This window comes from Paenibacillus rhizophilus (genome assembly GCF_003854965.1).
Classification (GTDB): Bacteria; Bacillota; Bacilli; order Paenibacillales; family Paenibacillaceae; genus Paenibacillus_AQ; species Paenibacillus_AQ rhizophilus.
This window is the reverse complement of sequence record NZ_RQPI01000004.1, coordinates 74,103-96,226: the sequence shown is the minus strand read 5'-3', so window position 1 is coordinate 96,226 and position 22,124 is coordinate 74,103. Positions and strand designations below refer to the sequence as shown.

The following is a 22,124-nucleotide window of genomic DNA, read 5'->3' as shown; positions in this document are numbered from 1 at the left end:
TCGGTTAATTTTTAACCAGTTTCACGTCATCGATTTGTATAGACGTCGATCCCGGAGAGTTCACATAGAAGCCTACATCGATCTGCCCGCCGCTCACCGTCACGTTAGCTGTATACTCGCGCCAGGTGCCGTCCACCGTAAAGTTGGTGTAGGCACCGTTAACTTCGAGCCGGGCGGCGGAAGGCTGTGAGCCGTACGCTGTCGCTTTTAACCAGGCCATAACCGTATAGCTTCCGCCGCTTAGTCCCGTTTTGATCTGATGAACACTCTGTTCGTAAGCGTTTACATTCCAGAAATACAGCTTCTTGTCGCCTTCGTGAACATCACTCCCGTCAATTCCGTACGCTGCCGCTTGACCGCTTGGATGCCACTCGGTCCACCCGGTCAGATCACCGCTCTCAAAGCCTCCATTAACCAGCAGATTCGGCTTCGGCGTAATATAAATTATATCCCAATATTGCAGGGTCGGGACGGTAAACTGAACATAATTGCCGTTTCCGTCGGAACCGGCGGTGAATGGAAGCTGATAGGTCTTCCCATTATCATAGTCCGGCGAAGCATAATTCACCTGTCCTACCGGACCGTTCGAATAATAATATTTAACCGTAACGTTGGTTTGGGGAGTCGGTGCGGGTTTGACCGCATTTTTGTCCCGGACGGCGGTATCGTTAATTCCGAGCTGATTGATCATTTGGATCACTTCGTAGCCCTTGCCCGATTTGGTAAAGGTCCATACCTTGTCAGCATCGGAGCGGGTACTGGAAGCAATGCCGGGCAATTCCACCCGATTAGAGGTATTCGCCAGACCGTCGCGCAGCAGATTCTCATAAGCGACGGCAAAGTCGTACTGCGCCAGCAGTTTTTTCTTCAATTCATCCGACATGATCAGGTGCTTGTTGGGGAAATATTCGTGATCGAGCATATTAAGGTTGTCGCCAAGCTCCAGATGCTGGGCGCCCATGGCGAATATTCCGGCATCGGCCAGCAGCACTGCGGGCGTATTGAAATAACCGGGACTCGAATCCTGAAATTGATCCTGGTAATTATAGTTCATATATAACGGAAATACGGAGGCTTTTCCGCTAAGTGAGGTCTGCGTATCCAGAAAATCCTTGATATTGGACAGATCCCTGTCGTCCCACAGTTCCGTATACATAAGGTCCACATTCGCATTTGCCGTATCGGCGTATCCGTAGGTATTCACGTTATTGAAAATAATCGTCTTGTCCGGCATCTGCGACTTGGCGTTGTTCAGCAGCGAGGCAAAACCCGAGGACTGATTGATCGGATTTCCGTTATAATCGTACTTGCTTGTACCCGGAAATTCCCCGATCTGATCCACGTGCCAGCCGTCGAAGGAGAAGGCGCTGAAGACATCCTTTTGTCTATTGATGATGTAATTTTGCCAGCTCGTATTGGCGGGGTTCATGAAATGGATCTGAGAAGTGGCCCAACCGCCCGGCAGCGGGAAGCCCCATTGCGTGGAATGATTCGTATCGGTATAGATCCCCCATGATGGCTGCGCCCCCGATCCGTCCGTGTCATAACCGTCAAAAGCGCCGTAGAGCAGATTGTAAGCCATAGCCGACATATTGCTGCTGTGCGCGAAGCTAATGTAATCGATTAGGGTTTGCTTGAAGATGGTTCGGTTCGCCACATCGTTCCAAGTCGTGCTTGGATTTGAAACCGTCCCCGAGAGCGGAACATGATGCTTCCAATGCCAATCGTAAAATTGCAGTGCGTTAATATGATATTTGGCCAGCTTTTGGATCGTATCCGACGAAGCGGCGGAGCTTTGGGAATTAAAGACGGACAGATAACCGTAACGCGGGAACTTGGTCCAGGAGGAAGACACGTCCGCCGCCGTATTCAGATTGTCGAGTATATTACCGGACGAGTCCCTGACCCACGCTTCAATCAGATAACCCTGATAATCCGTGCTTGGCGGCTGCCAGGAAAATGTCAGCGTCCCTGTTGCGCCGCTGCCAAGCGAGAAGGTTTTGGCTTCCGTGCCAACGTCCTGCTCCAGATGCTTGTAATACAACGTAACGGTCGCATTGCTCAGCGATCCTCCCGTACTATTGGTTAACTTGGCCGTAATTGTCACCGACTGGCCAGGATTGTACCGGGGCAAATCCGTACTCAATTCCGCAATCACACTGCCGGCCGAGAAAGCGAAGGCCTTGACCTGACTGATTGCAGCAGAGACGGCAGACAGCATGAGCGCCATCATCACCGCGACTACTATCATTCGTCTTCCGAGGAACTTCATCGTATAAACCTTACCCTTCATAAAACACCTCATTTTTCAGTTTATTTGACCCATGGCACTCAAAGGAAAGCGTTATCAATTATAGGCATCACCCCTTTCTAAAAAAATAGTAGCTCCGGGCTACGGACCTGCTTTCTCATCCATATGCGTATGACCGCAAAAAGAAACCGATTCCCTTGGCGGGAATCGGCCCTGTTAGAACTTATCTGTCGCTATCGATTCAGTTATCCGTCTTGTTCAACAAATTGTCGATGGTCTTAGCCGCTTCCGCTCGTGTAACCATCTGTACAGGAGCAAAGCGTCCATCCGCATGTCCGGTCATAAGCCCGGCGCTGCCCACGGGTTGCACAGCCGGGAGCGCCCATGCCGCAATCTGTTCGCGATCCGGGAACGTCAGGCTCTGTCCGTTCGCGGTCCCGCTTCCGCCCGCCCGCTTGAACGCTTTGGCCAGCATTACCGCCATTTCCTGACGGGTAATATCATCGTTAGGCGCAAACTCATCGGCGCTGCGTCCGTTAACGATTCCGGCTTCATAAGCTGCGGCGACGTCGGACGAGTACCATGCTCCTGCCGCTACGTCACGGAATGGAGCCTGCCCGGTGCTCTGTAAATGGAGCGCTTTGGCCACCAGCGTGGCGAACTGGGCGCGTGTAACCTTGGCCGACGGAGCATAGGTGCTGTCCGTCATTCCGTTAATTATATGCTTCGCTGTCAAAGAGCGGATTGGGTTGTAAGCCCAATGGCTTGCAGTAACATCCGTATAGGACTTGTCGTAAGCGAATACGGTATACCGGCTCAAATGGCTTAAGTCTGCGCTTACCGTATTGCCTGCGCCGTCCGCCTTGCCGCCGATATACTGCCACTGCTTCAGGGTTTCGTTATAATAGTAGATTCCGAGCAGCTCGGCGGGATATCCCTGTCCGTCAACGTTCAGGGAGAGCTGTAAAGGAACTCTGAAAGATGAGAGCTTCGCAAGTTCCCCGCCTGCTGTCGTAACACCCAGCTGCAGATCGTACACGGGGCCTGCCGCGGCCCAAGGTTTAACGCCCGGCAGAGCCGCATCCGCTGCCTTCACCTTATGGAACGAGAGTTCAATATGCGCATCGGCTGCCAATTTTCCTTTGTTGTCTTCCAAAAGCTGCGCAATAGTATCGTAATCCACCGTCAAGGCAAAACCCTTGCCCTGAACAACCAGGCTCTTATCCTTCAATCCGTCCGCGAGGGAAACGGGAATTGCGATTTGGTTGTACTTATCTTCATCCAGCGCAATCGCAACCTTGCCGTTAACCGCCTTTTCCAGATCCTCCTTCTTCAGCTCCACAGCAGCCGGAGTGGCGGATGGTGACGGCGACGGTGATGGAGCAGCGGCGCCAACCGGTGCCGGCGTTGCCGCAGGAGTCGGAGTCTGGCTCATCGACGGTGACTGGCTTGGTGCAGCGCTTGGACTTGGCGCCGTACTTGGAGCCTGGCCCGGCTCTGTGCCGAAGAGCGGCTGTACGTTCACGGATTTCGGCGCTTTGTCGATGTAAATCATCGTCCAGTACTTCAGCGAAGGAAGCTCGATGATAAGCTTATCTCCATCCCAGGTGTATTTCAGCTCCTGCGTCAAGCCGTGATCATTGTCCGGGCTGGCCGCATACACTTTCAGGCCCGGAGCTTCTTCTTGTGAAACTCCGATGTCATAGGTTACTTTAAGATTGCTCTGCTGTGCCGGCTCATTGGCGGCGTTTCTCCAGTTATCATCATTGCTCAGCAGATTGATAAGGTGCAGCACATCGTATCGTTCAAAGCCTGCGTTCGATGCGTTCTTCCGCACGGTCGTCCAGATGGTATCCTGGGTTCCGCTGATGCTGGTTGCCAGACTGCTTCCGTTTGTCTCCACCGATATCGCCGCATTCGGATCAGCCTTGCTGTCAAACAGCAGATTCTCGTATGCAGCATTAAATTTGTAGTACTCCTTCATGGCTTCCTTGGTGGACTCCAGCATTTTTTTACTTTTGTTCGGATAGTACTCATGGGCTAGCATGCTTGGACCGTCTTCAAAATTCTCGGCGGTGCCGATCTCGATATGCGTTGCTCCCAGAGCAGCAAGTCCGGCGTCCATCAGGCGCAGCGAAGACTCATTGAAATAGCCCAGCGTCAGCCCTTTAATATTGACGGAGCCCTTTCCACTTTCCTCATCCACTTTGAGCGTTACCGTATGCTTCCCTGCATCAAGATGCGGAACGATGAAATATCCGTCCTGACTGTAGGAATTTATGTCGCTGGTCGGGTCAAAGTAGATTCGTCCGGGATTTCCGCCCAGATCACTCACCCGTACTCCGTCAATATACACGGCGCGGCTGGTTCCCGTCCCTGCGTTGGAGTACGTGTAGATCAAGGAGGTTTCCCCTGATTGCGGAACATCCACATCGAACGATACGGCGTCATTCGGATGGCCGAAATTTAATACGGTATCCTTATACAGCACCATAGGGGCCAGGAAGTCCGCATTTTCCGCTTCAATCGTTCTGGAGAAATCCTGATTATCTGAAGCGATATTCAGTCTATCCAGCAAAATTCCCCGGTCGTCCAGTTGACTGACGGCAATCTTGATGGAATTAAGTCCCTGATTCAGGTGGACTCCATTCTGGGCGACAGCCGCCCAACCATCACCCTCTGTTTTCGGGAATGCCACTTCTTGGTTCCCGGCTCCGTTTAAGCTGACATCTCTTTTAACATCCGCATCGGTATTTTTATAGTTCCAATTCAGATTGTAAGTTCCGTCCGCGGGAGCTTTCACATTGAAGGCCACAAAGTCTCCGTCTTCGGCAAAATCACTTACATAACCGACGGATGTTTTTACTCCGCCAGCCGCCACAGTGCCCGCAACCGCATAGTTAACATCATCGACCAGCAGACTGCTAAGGTTGGTGTACTGGCCGCTTGATTGCATTTCCACTTTGATCTCATGGATGCCCGGAGTCAATGGGGCTTTAACCGTCTTGGCTTTCATAGGACCGCCCCAATCGGCTTGCGTAGTCGGTAGGGCGAAATTATCGTCTACTACGTTACCGTCAACACTTACCGAAACCACACTGTCATTTCCGCTTCGATAAACAATGGAGAAGTCGGAAACGGCCTGATCGGGGTTAACCGTAAAGGTTACAGATTGACCCTGCTGTCCAAAGTCGTCCGTCTTTCCAAACGAAGTATCGAGACTTCCCGTACGGGGAATGACTGGAGACCAGCCGGTTTCCGCGTTTTCCGCTTCAATCTTCGTACCGTTCGGAGTGATATTATCGATAGCGATGCCGTCTTGTTCCAATGTATCGCTATCCTTCTTGAGCATTGCCTGATTTTCAGCGCCTGCATTCAGGTAGACGTTCTCCGTTACCGTCTCCCAAACCTCTCCGGTAGATGGGAATTGGAATAATCCGGCTTTCTTTCCGTTGACATACAGTGTCCGCTCCGCCGTATCTGTTCCGCTGTTTTTGTACGTTACGGCAACCGGATAGCTGTTCGCCTGAACCGCCGGGAACCCGAAGCTGAGGTAGTCCCCCTGCTGCTTGAAGTTTTGAATATAACCGGTTTCCGTATCCGATGCCGAGACCTTCTCGATTTGGGTATCTTTCGTCGGCTGCCAGCCGATATCGGCGTGCTCGGCCATATACCGCTGTCCGTCCAGATTCAGATACTGCAGCTTCATGCCTGGATCGTTAACGGCTGCTTTCAGCGTGATCGTATTGTCGCCCGCCTTCAGAGGAACGAGACCGGCGGGAATTTCTTTGAAGCTGTCCCATCCGCCCGTCGCCGGGAAGCTCACATCGGACGACTTCACTCCGTTTACGTACAGCTCCCTGCTTACTGCCGAACTGTCAACGCCGTAGCTCATTCCCAGCGGATAATCACCGGTTGCGGGGACGTTGACATGGAAGGTTACATAATCTCCATCCGTTTCAAAATAGTAAACATTGCCGTATTGGTCGGCCTTGCAGCTGATTAATTCCGCGAATACGGCTTCGTACTGCTTGTTGAAGCCGCTGCCGCTGTCGACAACCAGGCTTGCCACATTCAGCCACAGGTCGTTGGAAGACAGCTGAAGCTTGACCTTGTTCTCGCCTTTATTCAGCTTGATGCCGGTCAGTTTCGCCTGGGCCGTCGGATGGCCCCAGCCGGTCTTCTGATCGAACAGGATATGATCAGCCGCAGCCTCGCTATTGACAGTCAAATACCCTTCAGGGTTGCCGCCGCCGTTTCCGTGCCCGTAATTAAAAGTCAAATTATAATTGCCGTCTTCGGGAGCATCGACTGTAAATATGATCTGGTCTTCATCCTTTTTGCCAAAGTCCCCTACCCAGCCCGCCGCCTTGCCGATCCGAGATTGGAACACGACTGTATTCGGAACATCTTTCGCCTCGGAGCCGTCATAATGAACACCCGTCGCCTGCTTGTAGTTCATATAGCCGGCGATGACCATCGCTTTGCCTCCGTCGGCTTCACGGGTCTGATTCACGACCTCCTGTAGATCCTTGTACTTGTCCTTATCCTGCCAAATTTCGCTGTAGTCGAAATCGGTCTTCGTATCCGGATTCGGTACTGCGCTGTAGCCCTGATTACCGCCGACCATGTTGAAGGCTACATGACTTTTGTCCGAATTGTTTGCCACAAGAGCGTCCTTGGTCGAATTGATGATTTTATCGAAATCCAATGAGTAGTAACGCGGGGTTCCATCGTAGCCCAGCAAATAATCTTTGTCGTTAGCTCCCCACTGGTCCAGATGGATGCCGTCAAAGCCGAAATCGTTGACCGCCCGGACATATTCCTTTGTAATATAGGACCGCCACTCCGGATTGCCGGGGTCCTGCAGATAAAGCGCCGTCGGATTCGGCTTCACGCCGTCGAAATAAAAGCCGACCTGATCCTTCTCCGGCGTTCTTAGGGCGGTGGATGTCTTGTTATACAGCCCCCACTCCGGCTTGACGCCGAAATCCTGATAATGCTCGCGCGCGGCATAGTTCATTTCGTAAGCCATGGCAGCAGAGCCGTATTTCTGCGCCGCCGACACGGACTGCTTGATGGTCAGCGGAAACAGCAGCCGTCCGAGCAGATCGGTATAGCTTGAATCCGCGTTTACAGGCTCCGTAATAAAGTTGCCCTTCTCATCCTTCACCGGCTTTCCGTTCTCGTCCGTCTTCGAGTAGACGGATACGTCATGGCGCCACATCCAGTCATAGAACTGGTAGCCGTTGATATAATACTCCTGGGATAGCTGCTTGAGTTTGGCATCGCTCTCCGCATCCGTCTCCTTCGGAAAATCGGCAACATAGCCGTATCTCGGGAAATGCGCCCAATCGCTGGAAACGTCCACGGCTGCGGTAACATAATCGTCTGCCCCCGCGCCCTCTATCCATGCCTTGGCGATATAGCCTGTAAAATCGTCCGCAGGCGGAGTCCAATCCACCTTCAGCTCGGCGCCGCCGTCTTTCAGTACGGTCAGGTCCTTGGCGCCTTCCGCCACCAAAGTGTTTAATTGAAAAATTTGCATATGAAGCTTGCCGCTCCAGTCGGCGGATTGATTCAGCGTAAGAATGAGTCCGGCCTTTTCACCCGGAGCAAACCGCGCCTTGGAAGGAACCATCTTCACGATTTTATGTTCTGCAGGCTTGTCCTCTCCCGCGGCGGCAGCCGTTCCAAAACGGCCGTAACCGAGCGTGCCGGTCTGAACCAGGAGCAGCAGCAGACAGAAATACGCAATCGCCTTTTTGTGTTTCATTAGCTTTCCTCCTTGTCGATTGACTAATGTATGTTGTATAGAATGACTTCAACTAACGTAAACGTTTACTTCAATTCGCTGTACTTCGTCTATTCTATCATTTAAAACCTCCCCAATTTCCGCTATCTGGAATGTAAACGTTTACGTAAAATTCCATAAATCGTCTCTTTTCCCGGACTTTTCATTATGCCTGTCTCTTGGCGTAAACGCTCACCCCGAATATAGCGCTTGAAATTTCTTTTGTCAACGGATGATTCCCGCTTTAAATTCAGCCTTTATTTTTTCGAGTTGACAAATATAACCGTTACAATTACTATCGAGGTAAGCGTTTACGTAAACGTTTAATCTAAATCGAGTGGGACTTGATTTCACTATGAATCCAACGATTAAAGATGTGGCCCGGAAGGCGGATGTCTCCATTGCCACTGTCTCCAGAGTCCTGAACAATCTGCCGGGATACTCGGACAAAACGAAGCAAAAAGTGTATCAAGCCATTGAGGAGATCGGATACCAGCCCAATGCCATCGCCCGGGGGCTCATCAACAAGCGGACCCACACAATCGGCGTGATGTTTCCCAGCGTTTCCAGCGCTTTTTCTTCGGATATTCTCCAGGGGATCGAAGAATTCGCCCATGATCATAATTACAGCGTCGTCGTATGCAATACCGATTCGGACGGAAAACGTACAATGAAGTATTTGCAGGTGCTGCGGGAGAAGCAGATTGACGGGCTTATTTTTTCCAGTGAGGTATTGAAAAAGGAGTACTACGCCGTGCTGGAGAGAATGCAAATTCCGGTTGTGCTTATTTCTTCCGAATCCCGGTTTAGCAAGGTTCCGTATGTAAAGGTCGATGATTATCAGGCCGCATTCGATGCTGTCGAATATTTGATTCTAAAAGGGCATCGAAAAATTGCCATGATCAGCGGGACCAAAAATGATACGATCGCCGGAATCCCCCGGGTAGAAGGATATAAGAAGGCGCTTGAAGAGCACGGCATTCCTTTTAAACCAAGCTATCTGGCCTACGGAGATTTTGGTTTTCTCAGCGGCTGCAATGCGATGGAAGCGCTATTAAAGACAGCTTCGGATTGTACAGCCGTATTCGCGGCCAGCGATGAGATGGCGATTGCCGCCCTGACGGTCGCCGCGAAGCACGGTTTGAAGATTCCGGGTGACCTATCCATTATGGGATACGATGATCTCAGGCTTGCCCAAATGGTCGTACCTCCCTTGACTACGATCAGCCAGCCTCTCTATGGGATGGGAAAAATCGCCTGCGAAAAGCTGATCTGCATGATCGACACACATGAGAACGTCAACAGCCGGATCGTCTCCCATTCGATTGTGGAAAGACAGACGGTGCGGACTCTTGCCTAATTATTCAGGAAAAGGAGAATGGCAATGGAGAGAAAATGGTGGAAAGAAAGCGTAGTTTATCAAATCTATCCGCGAAGCTTCAAGGACAGCAACGGCGACGGAATCGGGGATCTGCAGGGCATCATCTCCAAGCTGGATTATCTGAAGACGCTGGGCGTGGACGTAGTGTGGCTGTGTCCCGTGTACAAGTCTCCCAATGACGACAACGGATACGATATCAGCAACTATCAGGATATCATGGATGACTTCGGAACGATCGCCGATTGGGAAATCCTGCTTCAGGGCCTGCACGACCGGGGGATGAAGCTGATTATGGACCTTGTCGTGAACCATTCCTCCGACGAGCACGCCTGGTTCGCGGAATCCCGCAAATCGAAGGACAATCCGTACCGCGATTATTACATTTGGCGTCCGGGCAAGGACGGGCGGGAACCGAACAACTGGGGCTCATTCTTCAGCGGCTCGGCCTGGCAGCATGATGAAGCGACAGGCGAATACTTCCTCCACCTGTTCTCCAAGAAGCAGCCTGATCTGAACTGGGATAATGAGAAGGTTCGCCGGGAGGTCTACGACATGATGACCTGGTGGCTGGATAAAGGCATCGACGGGTTCCGCATGGATGTCATCAATCTGATTTCCAAAGTTCCCGGGCTGCCCAGCGTGCCGGACGAAACCGGCGAGGGACCGCCGTATCATTTCGGTGGCGACTATTTCGTCAACGGTCCGCGTGTGCACGAATACTTACAGGAAATGAACCGGGAAGTATTGTCCAAGTACGACATTATGACCGTCGGAGAAGCGGTCGACGTTACGCCGGAAGACGCGTCTTTATATGTCGGCGAAGACCGTAATGAACTGAACATGGTATTCCACTTCGAGCTTATGGGCGTCGATTCGGGCCCGGGCGGCAAATGGGACTGCAAGCCCTGGATTCTGAAAGATATTAAAGACATTATCTCCAAATGGCAGACTTCCCTGAGCGGCAAGGGCTGGAACAGTCTGTATTTGAACAATCACGACCAGCCGCGGATGCTCTCCAGATTCGGCAATGATACGGTCTATCATAAAGAATCGGGCAAAATGCTCGCCACCCTGCTGCATACGCTGCAAGGCACGCCTTATATTTACCAGGGTGAGGAAATCGGCATGACGAATGTGAAGTTCGATTCGATCAGCCACTATAAAGATATTGAAATCATCAATATGCATAAGGAATACTTGGACGCGGGCCATACAGAAGAAGCCATCATGAACTCGATATACATCAAGGGCCGCGACAACGGCCGCACGCCGATGCAGTGGAACAGCGAGCCGCAGGCCGGGTTCACGACCGGCACGCCTTGGCTGGCGGTAAATCCGAATTATACGGAGATCAATGTGGAGCAGGCTTTGGCCAATCCCGACTCCATCTTCCATTATTACAAACGGCTCATCGAGCTGCGCAAAGAGCATCATATTATCGTGTACGGAGACTACACGATATTAGCGGAAGAGAATGAGCAGATATTCGCATACCTGCGCACACTCGGCAGTGAAAGACTGCTAGTGGTCCTCAATTTCTTCGGCGAGCCTGCAAAATTCGAACTTCCGGCGGAGGTTGAAGCCCGCGAAACGGAGCTGCTCATCAGCAATTATGATGTCGATCGGACCGCGGATGTCCGCACCCTGGAGCTTCGTCCTTATGAAGCCAGAGTCTATAAATTTACGGTTTAAGCCGCTTTAAGCGGAAGGGAGCTGTCCCAAAGTCACCAAAAATGACTCGGGACAGCTCCCTTCATTTTTCAATCCATCGTTCATTCAGCCGTCTCGAAATCATTCAAAGACGTATTCCGCTTCCCCTTCCTATGGCTTCTTAGTTGCTGCTCCAGGCTACCGGCTCGATGAAACCGTCGTACTTGCCCTGGGATTTGATATAATCCTCGAATTCCTTCGATTCATAGGCCGCTTTCAGATCCTTCGCCCACTGCGCATCCTGATCCGCTTTATTAATCGATACAATAATGCGATGCTGCTCCGGCGTTTCCTCGATTTTGAGCGCCTCGGTAATTTTGCGTTTCGCATTGGCGATATAATTGCCGTTGACCACACCGAAGTCCACATCCTTCAAAGAAACGAGAATCTGGGCCGAATCCAGCGCCTCCAGCTTGAGAGTGTATTTACCCGGCTCCACACTTTCGAGGTTAAAGTCGGTTGTTCCGGCATTCGGTTTAACCTTTACCCATCCCAGACTTTCAAGAATCCGGACGGCGCGTTCCTGATTGACCGGATCATTGGGCACCGCGATAATGGAACCGTCTTTCACTTCGTCCAGCGAGGTATGCTTCTCCGAATACAGCCCCTGCGGAGCGCTCGGCGCAAAGGTAAGAGCGGCCATTTCCGTGCTCAGCTCCTTGTTGATCCCTTCCATATAAGCCGTACTTTGAAACACGCTCGCATCAATAGATCCTTCCTTCATTGCGGGGTTGACCTGCATATTCTGGGAGAACGTCTTGATGTCCACCTTATAGCCTTCCTTTTCCAGAATCGGCAGAACCCCCTTGCGAAACTGATCCTCATAGGTGCCGACGCCGAAGCCCACGACAATATCCTTTTTGTCCGCGTCGGACGCCGTTTTGGTTCCGCAGGCCCCCAGTGCCAAAGACATTCCGATCAATACGACAGCCGCTACTTTTCTAAGTTTCATTTCTAATTAATCCCCTTTTCTCTAATAAATAAAATAAATAGACCCTATCACCTATCGCCATCAACTACCAAAATAAGTTAAATAAAAGTTAACTCATCGGATTAATCGTAATAACGATCTGAGTTGTATGATAGCATAGGCAAATTTAATCGGTCAATGGAAAAAAGGGCTTTTTTTTTACTCTCCGCTAATTCTCCCGAATCAATGTTGATCTATAATATAGGCAGCAAATAAGAAGACGGAGGAATGAGCAGGTGGCAAAAATATTGAATTTCGCGCACCGGGGCGCTTCGGCGGTATGCCCGGAAAATACGATGGCGGCATTCCGCCGAAGCCTTGATCTTGGCGCGACGGGCATCGAAACCGATGTGCAGTTGACCCGGGACGGACAGCTTGTGCTCATCCATGATGAGGAGCTTAGCCGGACTACAAACGGCAGCGGTTATGTGAAGGACAAGACGCTGGAAGAGCTGCGGGCGCTCGACGCGGGCGCATGGTTCGGGGATGGCAGCTTCGCGGGAGAGAAAATTCCGCGGCTGGAGGAGCTGCTGGAGCTGCTGCTCCAAAGGGACACGGTACTCAACATCGAGCTTAAGAACGGTATCTTCCCGTACCCGGGTATGGAGGAAAAAGTGATTGCCGCCGTCAGGGCTTACGGCATGAGCAGCCGGGTCGTCATCTCCAGCTTCAATCATTATTCGCTCGTTCACTTCAAGACGCTGGCTCCAGACATCGAGACGGGCATTCTGTATATGGAAGGCCTGTACCGCCCCTGGAACTATGCCGCCACCGTGGGAGCGGAGGCGCTGCACGCCAATCATCTGGCGGTGCTGCCGGAATTCGTGCGGGATGCGGCGCAGAACGGCGTCGTCTACCATCCGTTTACGGTGAACGATCCGAAACGGATGGAGTTCCTGATCGACGCGGGCGTGGCCGGCATCATCACGGACGTGCCCGATGTCCTTGCCGGGCTGCTTGCGCGCAAAGGCAGATAAATTGAAAGAAAGTCCGGTTCCCTTAATGGGCGACCGGACTTTTCGTATTTACGGCTTTTCCAAAGCCAGAATAAGGAATCCCTTCCTGGGCATAATACAGCAGAATAGTCAAAAGCTGTGCCCTGGAGGGAGCTGCCATGAAGCTGAAATTTCTGTCAAACCATAAAGCCGCATCCAAACCGGAAACCGTTACAGCTTCATCCCGGCCGCTGGAATCCTCTATGGACGCCAATGTGGCGGAAATTAAACGGCGTATCGGCAACAGCGCCGATGTTGTGTTCCGGTCGTTATCCAATCCGGCCTCCGGTTCCCCCTCCCTGACTTTCATCTATATCGACGGACTGATCAATGCCGATCTGGTCACCCAAGCCGTTATTCAGCCCCTGACGGACAGCCAGGACTTGCAGGAACAGGGCATGGAGAATGAGAAAGCCCTTCTTCTGATCAAGGAGCAAATTCTACCCGTCGGCGGAATCAAAGAGTGCAAGACGGTGGAAATCCTGCTCAGCATGCTGTTCGAAGGGAATACGATTATCCTGCTTGACGGAGCCAATACTGCGCTGGCCGCCAATACTTCCGGCTGGGAGACGCGGAGCATCAATGAACCGACCTCGCAGGGAGTGATCCGGGGTCCCAAGGAAGGCTTCACCGAAAGCCTTCGGACAGGCACCTCCATGCTGCGACGGAGACTGAAGAACGCCGATCTGCGGGTCGAAGAATATAAAATCGGCCGGCGGACCCAGACCGGCATTGCCCTGGTCTATCTGTATGGCATCGCAAATGAGCAGGTGCTTGCCGAGATTCGAAAAAGGCTGGATGCCATTGACACGGACAGCATTCTGGAGAGCAATTACATCGAGGAACTGATTGAGGACGGAGGAATGACGCCTTTTCCGACCATTCTGAATACGGAACGCCCCGATGCCATGGCGGGAGGCATTCTGGAGGGACAGGTTGGCATCATTATTGACGGAACGCCTTTCGCCCTCCTGGCTCCGGCGACTTTCTTCAGCTTTTTTCAATCCAGCGAGGACTACTACCAGCGGTATGACATTTCCTCTTTCCTGCGGATCATTCGCTTTACCGCCTTTTTCGTGTCACTGCTTCTGCCTGCGCTCTATATCGCCATCACAACCTTCCATCAGGAGATGCTTCCGACCACGCTGCTGATCAGCTTGGCCTCCCAGCGCGAAGGCATTCCATTCCCCGCGCTGATCGAAGCGCTCATCATGGAACTGACCTTCGACGTTCTGCGCGAAGCCGGTGTGCGGATGCCGCGGGCGATCGGACCGGCAATCTCCATCGTGGGCGCGCTTGTGCTGGGGCAGGCCGCCGTTCAGGCGGGTCTTGTGTCGGCAGCCATGGTTATCGTGGTGTCCTTCACGGCGATTTCAAATTTTGTCATCCCGTCGCTGGCCATCGCCAACTCCATTCGGCTCATCCGATTCCTGATGATGCTGATCGCCGGTACCATGGGCCTGTTCGGTATTATGTCCTTTTTGATGGTGCTACTTATCCACATGGCCGGGCTTCAATCGTTCGGCATTCCGTATTTATCTCCTGTGGCTCCGATGAAGCCGCGTTATCTGAAAGATATTATTCTTCGCATGCCGATGTGGAAAATGAAGATACGCCCGAGCACTTACGGAAGCCAAGAAGCGCCAAGACAGAATCTGCCTGCGAAAGAGCAGCAGGTGTCCGCAAAGCAATCCGGCCCGCAGGGAAGTGAGAACTCTTGAAAGAAAAAATCAGCACCTACCAGGCAGTCCTGCTCATCGTCAGCGCCATTTTCCCCACGGCTATCGTGGTGCTTCCCGTCATTATAGGGAAATACCTCGAACAGGATTCGCCGCTTGCGGTCATATTTTCGGGGCTGGTCGGACTTGGCATAGCCTGGCTTATCGGAAGCTTAATCAAGGCCACGGGCGATGCGCCTTTTTTGGAATGGGTAGGCAATAAAATCTCCCCCGTCTTCGCTGTCTTGATCGGCATTTTTCTGCTTCAGTATTATCTGGACCTGACGACGAACGTTTTGCGTGTGTATGTAAACTTCATCAAGGAGAACGTGCTGCTGAACACACCCACGGTTATAACGGCCGTTATTATTATGCTTGTCACCTTGTATATGATCAACAGGGGCATTGAAGCCATTTCCCGGATAAACAGCATTGTGAACCTTATGCTTCTCATGGTCTTTCCGCTGTATATCTGGGGATTGACGAAGCATATTAACCTGCATCGGCTGCTGCCTATATTCGATCATTCAGCGGCTTCCCTAACGCTTGCCTCCCTTACGCCGATCGGATGGATGTCGGAAGTCTCCGTACTGCTTTTTATCGCCCCTTATTTGAAGTTTCCGCGAAAAAGCACATTTATCGGCGTGATCGGCATATGCCTCGTGACGCTGGCTATGTTTGTGGAGATTATAATGACTTTGCTGGTTTTTGGGCCTCAGTACATGAAGAACATCGCTTATCCGATATTTTCGACAATCAGTATCATTCAGGTCGGTCGGTTTATCGAGAATCTGGATGTTTTGTTCATTTCTTACTGGACGATGTCCGTCTATATGAAGATCGCCATTTTTATGTTTGCTACCGTACAGTGCTTTAAGCAGACCTTCCGCATCCGAAACGACAAACCCTATACCGTGGCGCTTTCGATAGTTGTCATCACGGAATGCCTGTATACCTGGCGGGAACCGGAGAAGTTGAACATTTTTAACGAAGAAGGCAGAATTATAGTTTTTTTACTCTTCAATATTCTGCTGCCGATGGGAATTCTGTTATGGACCCGGATTAAAGAACCGGTTATCAAAAGAAAGGAGTACAAGACATGAGCGAGAAGAAACGAATACGTCGTAAAATCCACCATAAAGGGCGAAGCTTCTTACTGGTTCTTTCCCTCCTGTCGCTCCTGGTTGGTGGCTGCTGGGATGACAGGGAGCTGAATGAGCTGGGCATCGTTTCGGGTTCCGCCTATGACTGGGAGGATGACCAATGGAAGGCGACCTATCAGGTAATCAACCCTTCTTCCGGTTCCAGCAGCATGGGGGGCAGCGGCGGAGGCAGCACAAGTTCACCTCCTTTTTTGACCTATACAGTAAAGGGGTCTACCATTATACAAGCCGTCGAGCGTACCAATCTCACCAGCACACGCGAGCTGTTCTTCTCCCACTCCCGGGTTACAGTGATCGGCGAATCGTTGGCGAAACAAGGAATCAGCCAGTTGGTCGATCTGTTTTTGCGAAGACCCGACGCCCGTGAGACGGTCTACGTATTCATAACCGAAGGAGAAGCGGGCCGGATTCTGGATCAGCTGATGCAGCTTACCAAAAATCAAGGCGCGGGCATCCAGCTCATGATTGAGCAGGAGGCCAAATTGACATCCTATTTTCCCGGAATACAGATGTATGAGCTTGCGATGCAGATGACCTCCGACTCGGGAAGCACGACGGTACCGGAAATCAAGCTGACCGGCAATCGAGTGATGGACCGGACGGACGACACAGCCCAGACCGATCTTCCTTCACGGATCGCCTTCGGGAGATTGGGCGTGCTCAAAGAAGACCGTTTTGTCGGATGGCTGTCCCAGCGGGAGGCGTTCGGATTGTCATTTATGACGGACAAGATTAAAGCGGCGAACATCTCTTTTCCCTCCATACCGGAAAAAAGCGACAGGGACGATGCTTCCGTTACGCTGCTGCATTCCTCAACCTCTGTCCATCCGATCTGGGAGAACGATCATTACGTCATGGATATCGATATTAAAGCAGGCGCTATATTGACCGAAATTGGAAGCGAACTGGATCTGGAAAAAGCCTCCTCCATGCGCCAAATGGAGCGCTCCATCGAAAACAACATTCTTGAAATCATAGATAACTCCTGGCATGCAGTCAAAAAACTGAATGCCGATGTGACCGGATTTGCCGTTTCCATTCACCGCAATCATCCGAAGCAGTGGAAGCGAATTAAACAGGAAGGCAGTTGGGATACCGTATTTCAGAAGGTTGAAATCCGGCCGCACGTGAAAGTGAAAATCGAGCGGATCGGCCTTAGCGGTAGATCCTATAAATCACTCGAACTGAAATGAGGCTGATGTTATGAAGGTGGCTGCAGTCATCGCGTTCTACGCCGCCGTCTTCTTCTGGGGATGGCGGCAGCTGCGGGGAAAAGGAAGCGGTCTAAACCGGCTGTTACTCGGCGGTTTGCTCGGATGGGCCGCTTACATTAACCTTGCCGGCATAGCCATGGTTCCCCATCTCAGCATCTCTTCGGTCTATATTGTGTTTTTCCAGCCTGTCGGCAGAGCGATTATCGGATGGTTAGGAGGTTAGAGCATTGTCACGGATAAAAAAGCGGGTCACGGGCCTGCAAATCTCGTTTATGGTGATCCTGTTTGAAATTGGCAGCACCCCCCTGTTTCTTCTGGGCGCCGACGCCAAGCAGGATTCCTGGCTGGCGATGAGCGCCGGGGCCGCGGCCGGGTTCGCGCTTCTTCTCCTCTTCTTGTGGCTTCAGCAGCGCCTGCCGGAAATGGAACTGCCCGAAATGCTCCGTTTCGGCTTCGGCCGCATCGCCGGCACCTTCTTTGGCATAGTATATAGCTGCTATTTTGCCTATCAATCCATGCGCAATGTACGTGATTTTGGCGAACTGACCGCGCTGACCATTCTGCAATCGACCCCCATGTCCATCACCATGCTGGTTTTTATACTGATTGCGGCCTATGCGATTTGGAAGGGAGCGGAGATCATCTTTCGGCTTCCGGAGATTTTGCTTCCGGGGCTGCTGTTTTGTTACTTCCTGCTGATCATCCTGTTCATTCTGATGGGGAACGCCGATATCAAGCGGCTGACGCCTGTAGCCGAGAACGGGCTTTGGCCGATTCTGCAGGCGGCGCTGCCCGAAATCCTCTCTTTTCCTTTCGGCCAAATGATCGTCTTTCTGCTGCTGTGGCCGCTTTGGGAGAAACCCGGCGTTCCCGTAAAAAATACGGTCTGGGCTTATGTCGGGGTCAGTGTGTTTCTGATATTCATGAATGCGCTGAATTTGGCCATTCTTGGTCCGGTTCTGGCCGGAAGCTTTTATCTCCCTTTTCTCGAATCGGTCAGAACACTGTCCAGTTTGAGGTTTATCGAACGGCTTGATATTCTGGTCACCTTAATGATTTTTATCGGATTGTTTATCAAAATAGTGATTTGGTACTACTGTGCGGTGGAGATTGCGGCAAGCCTGACAAGAACATCTGCAAAATGGTGGGTTTTCCCGCTCGGGGCCCTTATTTATGCTGCATCTTTCATCGAAAGGAACTATACCCAGCATATTGCCGTCGGCCTTGGGCCCAGCACCCGCATCGATACCATTTTTCAAATAGCCATTCCGCTAATCCTGGCTGTGGCAGCCGCGCTGCGCTTGCAGTCCTCCCGCTCGTCGGCGTGAACGCCGGCAGAGATTCGGTAATTGCGGGAATTACGGGGACTGTACATCTTCCTTTTCGCCGAGCTGCCTCGATGCGTCCAGCGCATCCGACGCTCACTAATACCCTCGCGTAGAAGAAGCGATTCTTTTTCAAGAGGGTGTTTTATTAAAATTTAAGTTTCCTCAGGGAAACTTTTTTGTTGCTAGGACAAATTTGGTCGCGTATACTAATATCATGGAACAGCTCAACAGTCGGGTGTATAGGCTAGAAGAAAGGATGATTGTTATGACCGCAACCGTTATTCCGTTATCCGAAGCCGCCAAAGGAAGCGTACTTGAAATCAGCGGCATGAGCGTGCAGGGTGTCATGAGAAGAAGACTGCTGGATCTTGGTTTTGTTCCCGGCAATACGGTTGAAGTGCTGCGCCGCAGCCCTCTCGGGGACCCCACCGCATTTCGTGTAAGCAATACGACGATTGCGCTGCGCAGCGAAGAAAGTTCTCTTATTTTTGGTAAACAAATAGGAGGGAATGCGGAATGAAGCCTTACACCGTGGCCTTTGCGGGCAACCCGAATACGGGAAAAAGCACACTGTTCAATCTGCTGACCGGAATGCGGCAGCACACCGGAAACTGGGCCGGCAAGACGGTCATTACCGCCGAAGGAACGTTTACGCATAACGGCAAGGAATACCGCGCCGTCGATCTTCCGGGCACCTACTCCCTGTACTCCAACTCAGCCGATGAAGAGGCGGCCCGCGATTATATCATTTTTGAGAAACCGGACGTGACACTTGTTGTACTGGATGCCACTTCGCTGGAACGGAATCTGAACCTCGCCTTGCAGGTGCTGGAGATTACCGGCCGGACTGTAATCTGCATCAACCTAATCGACGAGGCGCGCAGGCTTGGTATCGACATCGACCTGAAGGCTATATCCGCGCGGCTGGGCGTACCGGTGACCGCCATATCCGCCAGAAACAACACCGGAATAAAAGAGCTGCTGAATCAGGTGGAACGCGTCGCCTCCGGCGCATTCGCCGCAGAGCCCTTGCGGATTCAATACAGCGAGGAAATTGAGCGAGGCATCGCCGAGCTCCTACCTCTCGTGGAGCAGTCCCTTGGCGCCGATTACCCGGCCCGCTGGATTTCCCTAAGGCTGCTGGACGGCGATGAGAGCCTGCTGGATTCCCTGCGCAAGGCGAGCCTGGGGATTAAGAGCACAATTTCGAAGGAGGTGTCCGGCCATGGAGCAACAGTCTGCCATTAAAGGAAACAGCGCGCTGGATTCCCTGATCGCCTCCGCCGAAAAGCTGACGAGCGGCGGCATCCGCGACGATATTGTCGGCGGCATCTACGGCGTCTCCGCAAGCATCTGCCGGGAGGCTGTCACCTACCGCGACCGCGGAAAATTGAAAAGCACCCATAAGCTCGATCAAGTGGTCACCTCGAAAATTTGGGGCTTCCCGATCATGCTCGCCATACTCGGCGCCGTATTCTGGATTACGATTGCCGGGGCGAACTATCCTTCCGGCTGGCTGGCCTCCCTGTTCGGCTACATCGAAGGCTATCTGACCGCCGGATTCCAGGCGGTGGGTGCCCCGGCCTGGCTGCACGGCGTGCTCGTGCTCGGGTTATACCGGGGAACGTCCTGGGTCATCAGCGTCATGCTGCCGCCGATGGCGATCTTCTTCCCCGTCTTCGCCCTGCTCGAGAACTTTGGCTATCTCCCGCGCGTCGCCTTCAACATGGACCGCCTGTTCAAGAAGTCGGGCGGACACGGCAAGCAGGCCCTGACCATGTCTATGGGCTTCGGCTGCAACGCTGCCGCCATCCTCTCCACGCGAATCATTGAGTCGCCGCGCGAACGAATGCTGGCGATTCTGACCAATAATTTCGTGCCCTGCAACGGCCGATGGCCGACGCTGATCCTGCTGGCATCCCTGTTCATGGCGGGAGCCGCAACGACCGGAGCGCTGAAATCCCTGACTACCGCGGGCATCCTCATGGGGCTTGTGCTGATGGGCATCGTCGTCACGCTGACCGTCTCCTGGATCATGTCCAAGACGGCGCTGCGCGGCGTGCCGACGCATTACACCCTGGAGCTGCCTCCGTATCGCAAGCCGCAGATTTGGAAGACGATCCTGGTTTCTTCGAAGGATAAGTCCCTGAACGTACTGACGCGGGCCATCGTGATTGCCGCGCCGGCTGGAATCGCCACCTGGATACTGGGTAATATTGCCGTCGGCGGAGACAGCATTCTAAATCATATGGCGTCTTTCTTCGATCCCTTTGCGCATTTGCTCGGACTGGATGGTTATATTATCATGGCGTTCATCCTCGGCCTGCCCGCGAACGAAATTGTGCTGCCGATCCTGATGATGGGCTACATGTCATCGGGAGCCATGGTCGATGTCGACAGTCTCGGAAATATTAAGGATATCTTTCTCCAGCACGGCTGGACGTGGCTGACTGCGCTTAATATGATGCTGTTCTCGCTGCTGCATTATCCGTGCGGCACGACGCTTGTTAACATCTATAAGGAAACAAAAAGCGTGAAATGGGCCGTCCTGTCGGCCGTCATCCCGCTGGGCATCGCCATTGCCGTCACCTACGCGGTGGCGCAGGCGGCGTACGCCTTCGGCTGGGTGTAGGTGTAGGGCGGCAGGAATCCTCTTTTCCAGAAAGCACAGCCTCAAGACACGCCAAGGGCCGTCTCCCCTGCGCATCATCCGCAGCTGGGAAACGGCCCTTGGTCCGTTGCTATCCGTGGCTATTCGTTGCTATTGTATGCAGTCGATAATCAAACCCGCGGTTTCCTCGATGGATTTATCGGACACGTCGATCACCCTGCAGCCGATCCGCCTCATCAATTCCTCGGAGTAAGTGAACTCCTCCACTACGCGGTGGGCTGCCGCGTAGTCCGCGTCCGCGTGCAGCCCAAGCGATCTCAGCCGTTCGGTACGGATCTTGAGAATGGCCTCCAGGTCCATCGTCAGCCCGAAAATGCGGCCGCTCGGAATCTGAAACAGCTCCTGCGGAGCCTGAACCTCCGGTGTCAAGGGATAGTTCGCTACCTTGTAGCCCTTATGGGCCAAGTAAATGCTTAGCGGGGTCTTCGAGGTGCGGGAGACGCCGATCAGTACGATTTCGGCCAGGCCGATTCCCCGCGGATCCCGGCCGTCGTCATATTTGACCGCAAACTCCATGGCCTCGACCCGGCGAAAATAGGCTTCATTCATTCGGCCTTCCAGCCCGGGCCGGGCAAGGGGCGGGTTGTGGAAGGTGTCCGAGATCGCCGAAATGACAGGACCCATGATATCCACGGCCCTTACGCCGTGAGCGGCGGCTTCGCCGATCATCATTTCGGTCAGCTCCGGCTGCGCAAAGGTATAGGCGACAAACGTCCGCCGCTCGGCGGCTTCCCGCACCGCCTCGCGGATTTCCCTCCCGCCGGAAATATGGCTGAAGCGTTTGATCCGGGCGGTTCGGGCCTCGAACTGGCGCAAGGCCGCGCTTACAACGGCTTCGGCCGTTTCACCTACAGCGTCCGAGCAGATGACGATCCAGCGGCCGTGTTCCCCCCCTTCCCCTTCGGTATCTGTCATAATCCGGCTGCTTT

The 22,124-nt window shown here is 52.7% G+C and carries 15 protein-coding genes; 11 read left to right on the top strand and 4 right to left on the bottom strand.

Features of this window, described 5'->3' with window-relative positions; translation table 11 throughout:
* Positions 1–4: 4 nt before the first annotated feature.
* Positions 5–2,293, bottom strand: coding sequence for a glycoside hydrolase family 66 protein (locus EH198_RS09565; protein ID WP_124695324.1), 2,289 nt, complete (start codon positions 2,291–2,293; stop codon positions 5–7).
* A 199-nt stretch (positions 2,294–2,492) separates the two neighbouring features.
* Positions 2,493–8,027, bottom strand: coding sequence for a glycoside hydrolase family 66 protein (locus tag EH198_RS09560; protein WP_124695323.1), 5,535 nt, complete (start codon positions 8,025–8,027; stop codon positions 2,493–2,495).
* Positions 8,028–8,400: 373 nt separating this feature from the next.
* Here EH198_RS09560 and EH198_RS09555 point away from each other — a divergent pair, with 373 nt between their 5' ends.
* On the top strand, positions 8,401–9,405 hold the full coding sequence (locus EH198_RS09555) for a LacI family DNA-binding transcriptional regulator (RefSeq protein WP_124695322.1): 1,005 nt from the start codon (positions 8,401–8,403) through the stop codon (positions 9,403–9,405).
* Between the two features lie 24 nt (positions 9,406–9,429).
* Positions 9,430–11,118: a glycoside hydrolase family 13 protein gene (locus tag EH198_RS09550; protein WP_124695321.1), complete on the top strand. Its 1,689-nt coding sequence runs from the start codon at positions 9,430–9,432 to the stop codon at positions 11,116–11,118.
* Positions 11,119–11,257: 139 nt separating this feature from the next.
* On the opposite strand, the gene EH198_RS09545 is transcribed toward EH198_RS09550, so the two are convergent.
* Positions 11,258–12,088 (bottom strand): MetQ/NlpA family ABC transporter substrate-binding protein, encoded by an 831-nt coding sequence (locus EH198_RS09545; RefSeq protein WP_124695320.1) that lies wholly within the window; start codon positions 12,086–12,088, stop codon positions 11,258–11,260.
* A gap of 254 nt (positions 12,089–12,342) precedes the next feature.
* On the opposite strand from EH198_RS09545, the gene EH198_RS09540 reads away from it, so the two are divergent.
* From EH198_RS09540 to EH198_RS09500, 9 genes are all read left to right on the top strand, one after another.
* Positions 12,343–13,083: a glycerophosphodiester phosphodiesterase gene (locus EH198_RS09540; protein WP_124695319.1), complete on the top strand. Its 741-nt coding sequence runs from the start codon at positions 12,343–12,345 to the stop codon at positions 13,081–13,083.
* Positions 13,084–13,220: 137 nt separating this feature from the next.
* Entirely contained in the window at positions 13,221–14,822 is a 1,602-nt protein-coding gene (locus EH198_RS09535) for a spore germination protein (protein ID WP_124695318.1), read from the top strand.
* Positions 14,819–15,922 (top strand): GerAB/ArcD/ProY family transporter, encoded by a 1,104-nt coding sequence (locus EH198_RS09530; protein WP_124695317.1) that lies wholly within the window; start codon positions 14,819–14,821, stop codon positions 15,920–15,922. The genes EH198_RS09535 and EH198_RS09530 overlap by 4 nt, the downstream gene beginning before the upstream one ends.
* Positions 15,919–17,175 carry a Ger(x)C family spore germination protein gene (locus EH198_RS09525; protein WP_124695316.1) on the top strand — a complete coding sequence of 419 codons (1,257 nt, stop codon included), beginning with the start codon at positions 15,919–15,921 and terminating at the stop codon, positions 17,173–17,175. The genes EH198_RS09530 and EH198_RS09525 overlap by 4 nt, the downstream gene beginning before the upstream one ends.
* Positions 17,176–17,185: 10 nt before the next feature.
* Positions 17,186–17,419 (top strand): hypothetical protein, encoded by a 234-nt coding sequence (locus EH198_RS09520; RefSeq protein WP_124695315.1) that lies wholly within the window; start codon positions 17,186–17,188, stop codon positions 17,417–17,419.
* A 4-nt stretch (positions 17,420–17,423) separates the two neighbouring features.
* The gene (locus tag EH198_RS09515) at positions 17,424–18,524 is read left to right on the top strand and encodes a GerAB/ArcD/ProY family transporter (RefSeq protein WP_246014166.1); all 1,101 of its coding nucleotides are present in this window, start codon (positions 17,424–17,426) and stop codon (positions 18,522–18,524) included.
* 265 nt (positions 18,525–18,789) lie between these two features.
* Entirely contained in the window at positions 18,790–19,044 is a 255-nt protein-coding gene (locus tag EH198_RS09510; protein ID WP_124695314.1) for a FeoA family protein, read from the top strand.
* Complete coding sequence (locus EH198_RS09505; RefSeq protein ID WP_124695313.1) at positions 19,041–19,772, top strand: FeoB small GTPase domain-containing protein; 732 nt, start codon at positions 19,041–19,043, stop codon at positions 19,770–19,772. Before EH198_RS09510 ends, EH198_RS09505 begins: the two co-directional genes overlap by 4 nt.
* Positions 19,750–21,156, top strand: coding sequence for a nucleoside recognition domain-containing protein (locus EH198_RS09500; protein WP_124695312.1), 1,407 nt, complete (start codon positions 19,750–19,752; stop codon positions 21,154–21,156). The genes EH198_RS09505 and EH198_RS09500 overlap by 23 nt, the downstream gene beginning before the upstream one ends.
* A 129-nt stretch (positions 21,157–21,285) precedes the next feature.
* On the opposite strand, the gene EH198_RS09495 is transcribed toward EH198_RS09500, so the two are convergent.
* Positions 21,286–22,110 carry a pyruvate, water dikinase regulatory protein gene (locus EH198_RS09495; RefSeq protein ID WP_124695535.1) on the bottom strand — a complete coding sequence of 275 codons (825 nt, stop codon included), beginning with the start codon at positions 22,108–22,110 and terminating at the stop codon, positions 21,286–21,288.
* Positions 22,111–22,124 lie beyond the last annotated feature (14 nt).

Bases quoted from the DNA above. Each gene is read 5' to 3' on its own strand.
- EH198_RS09545 (WP_124695320.1), bottom strand. From the start codon at position 12,088: ATGAAACTTAGAAAAGTAGCGGCTGTCGTATTGATCGGAATGTCTTTG.
- EH198_RS09525 (WP_124695316.1), top strand. From the start codon at position 15,919: ATGAGCGAGAAGAAACGAATACGTCGTAAAATCCACCATAAAGGGCGA.
- EH198_RS09535 (WP_124695318.1), top strand. From the start codon at position 13,221: ATGAAGCTGAAATTTCTGTCAAACCATAAAGCCGCATCCAAACCGGAA.
- EH198_RS09555 (WP_124695322.1), top strand. From the start codon at position 8,401: ATGAATCCAACGATTAAAGATGTGGCCCGGAAGGCGGATGTCTCCATT.
- EH198_RS09495 (WP_124695535.1), bottom strand. From the start codon at position 22,110: ATGACAGATACCGAAGGGGAAGGGGGGGAACACGGCCGCTGGATCGTC.
- EH198_RS09510 (WP_124695314.1), top strand. From the start codon at position 18,790: ATGACCGCAACCGTTATTCCGTTATCCGAAGCCGCCAAAGGAAGCGTA.
- EH198_RS09500 (WP_124695312.1), top strand. From the start codon at position 19,750: ATGGAGCAACAGTCTGCCATTAAAGGAAACAGCGCGCTGGATTCCCTG.
- EH198_RS09565 (WP_124695324.1), bottom strand. From the start codon at position 2,293: ATGAAGGGTAAGGTTTATACGATGAAGTTCCTCGGAAGACGAATGATA.
- EH198_RS09560 (WP_124695323.1), bottom strand. From the start codon at position 8,027: ATGAAACACAAAAAGGCGATTGCGTATTTCTGTCTGCTGCTGCTCCTG.
- EH198_RS09550 (WP_124695321.1), top strand. From the start codon at position 9,430: ATGGAGAGAAAATGGTGGAAAGAAAGCGTAGTTTATCAAATCTATCCG.
- EH198_RS09520 (WP_124695315.1), top strand. From the start codon at position 17,186: ATGAAGGTGGCTGCAGTCATCGCGTTCTACGCCGCCGTCTTCTTCTGG.
- EH198_RS09505 (WP_124695313.1), top strand. From the start codon at position 19,041: ATGAAGCCTTACACCGTGGCCTTTGCGGGCAACCCGAATACGGGAAAA.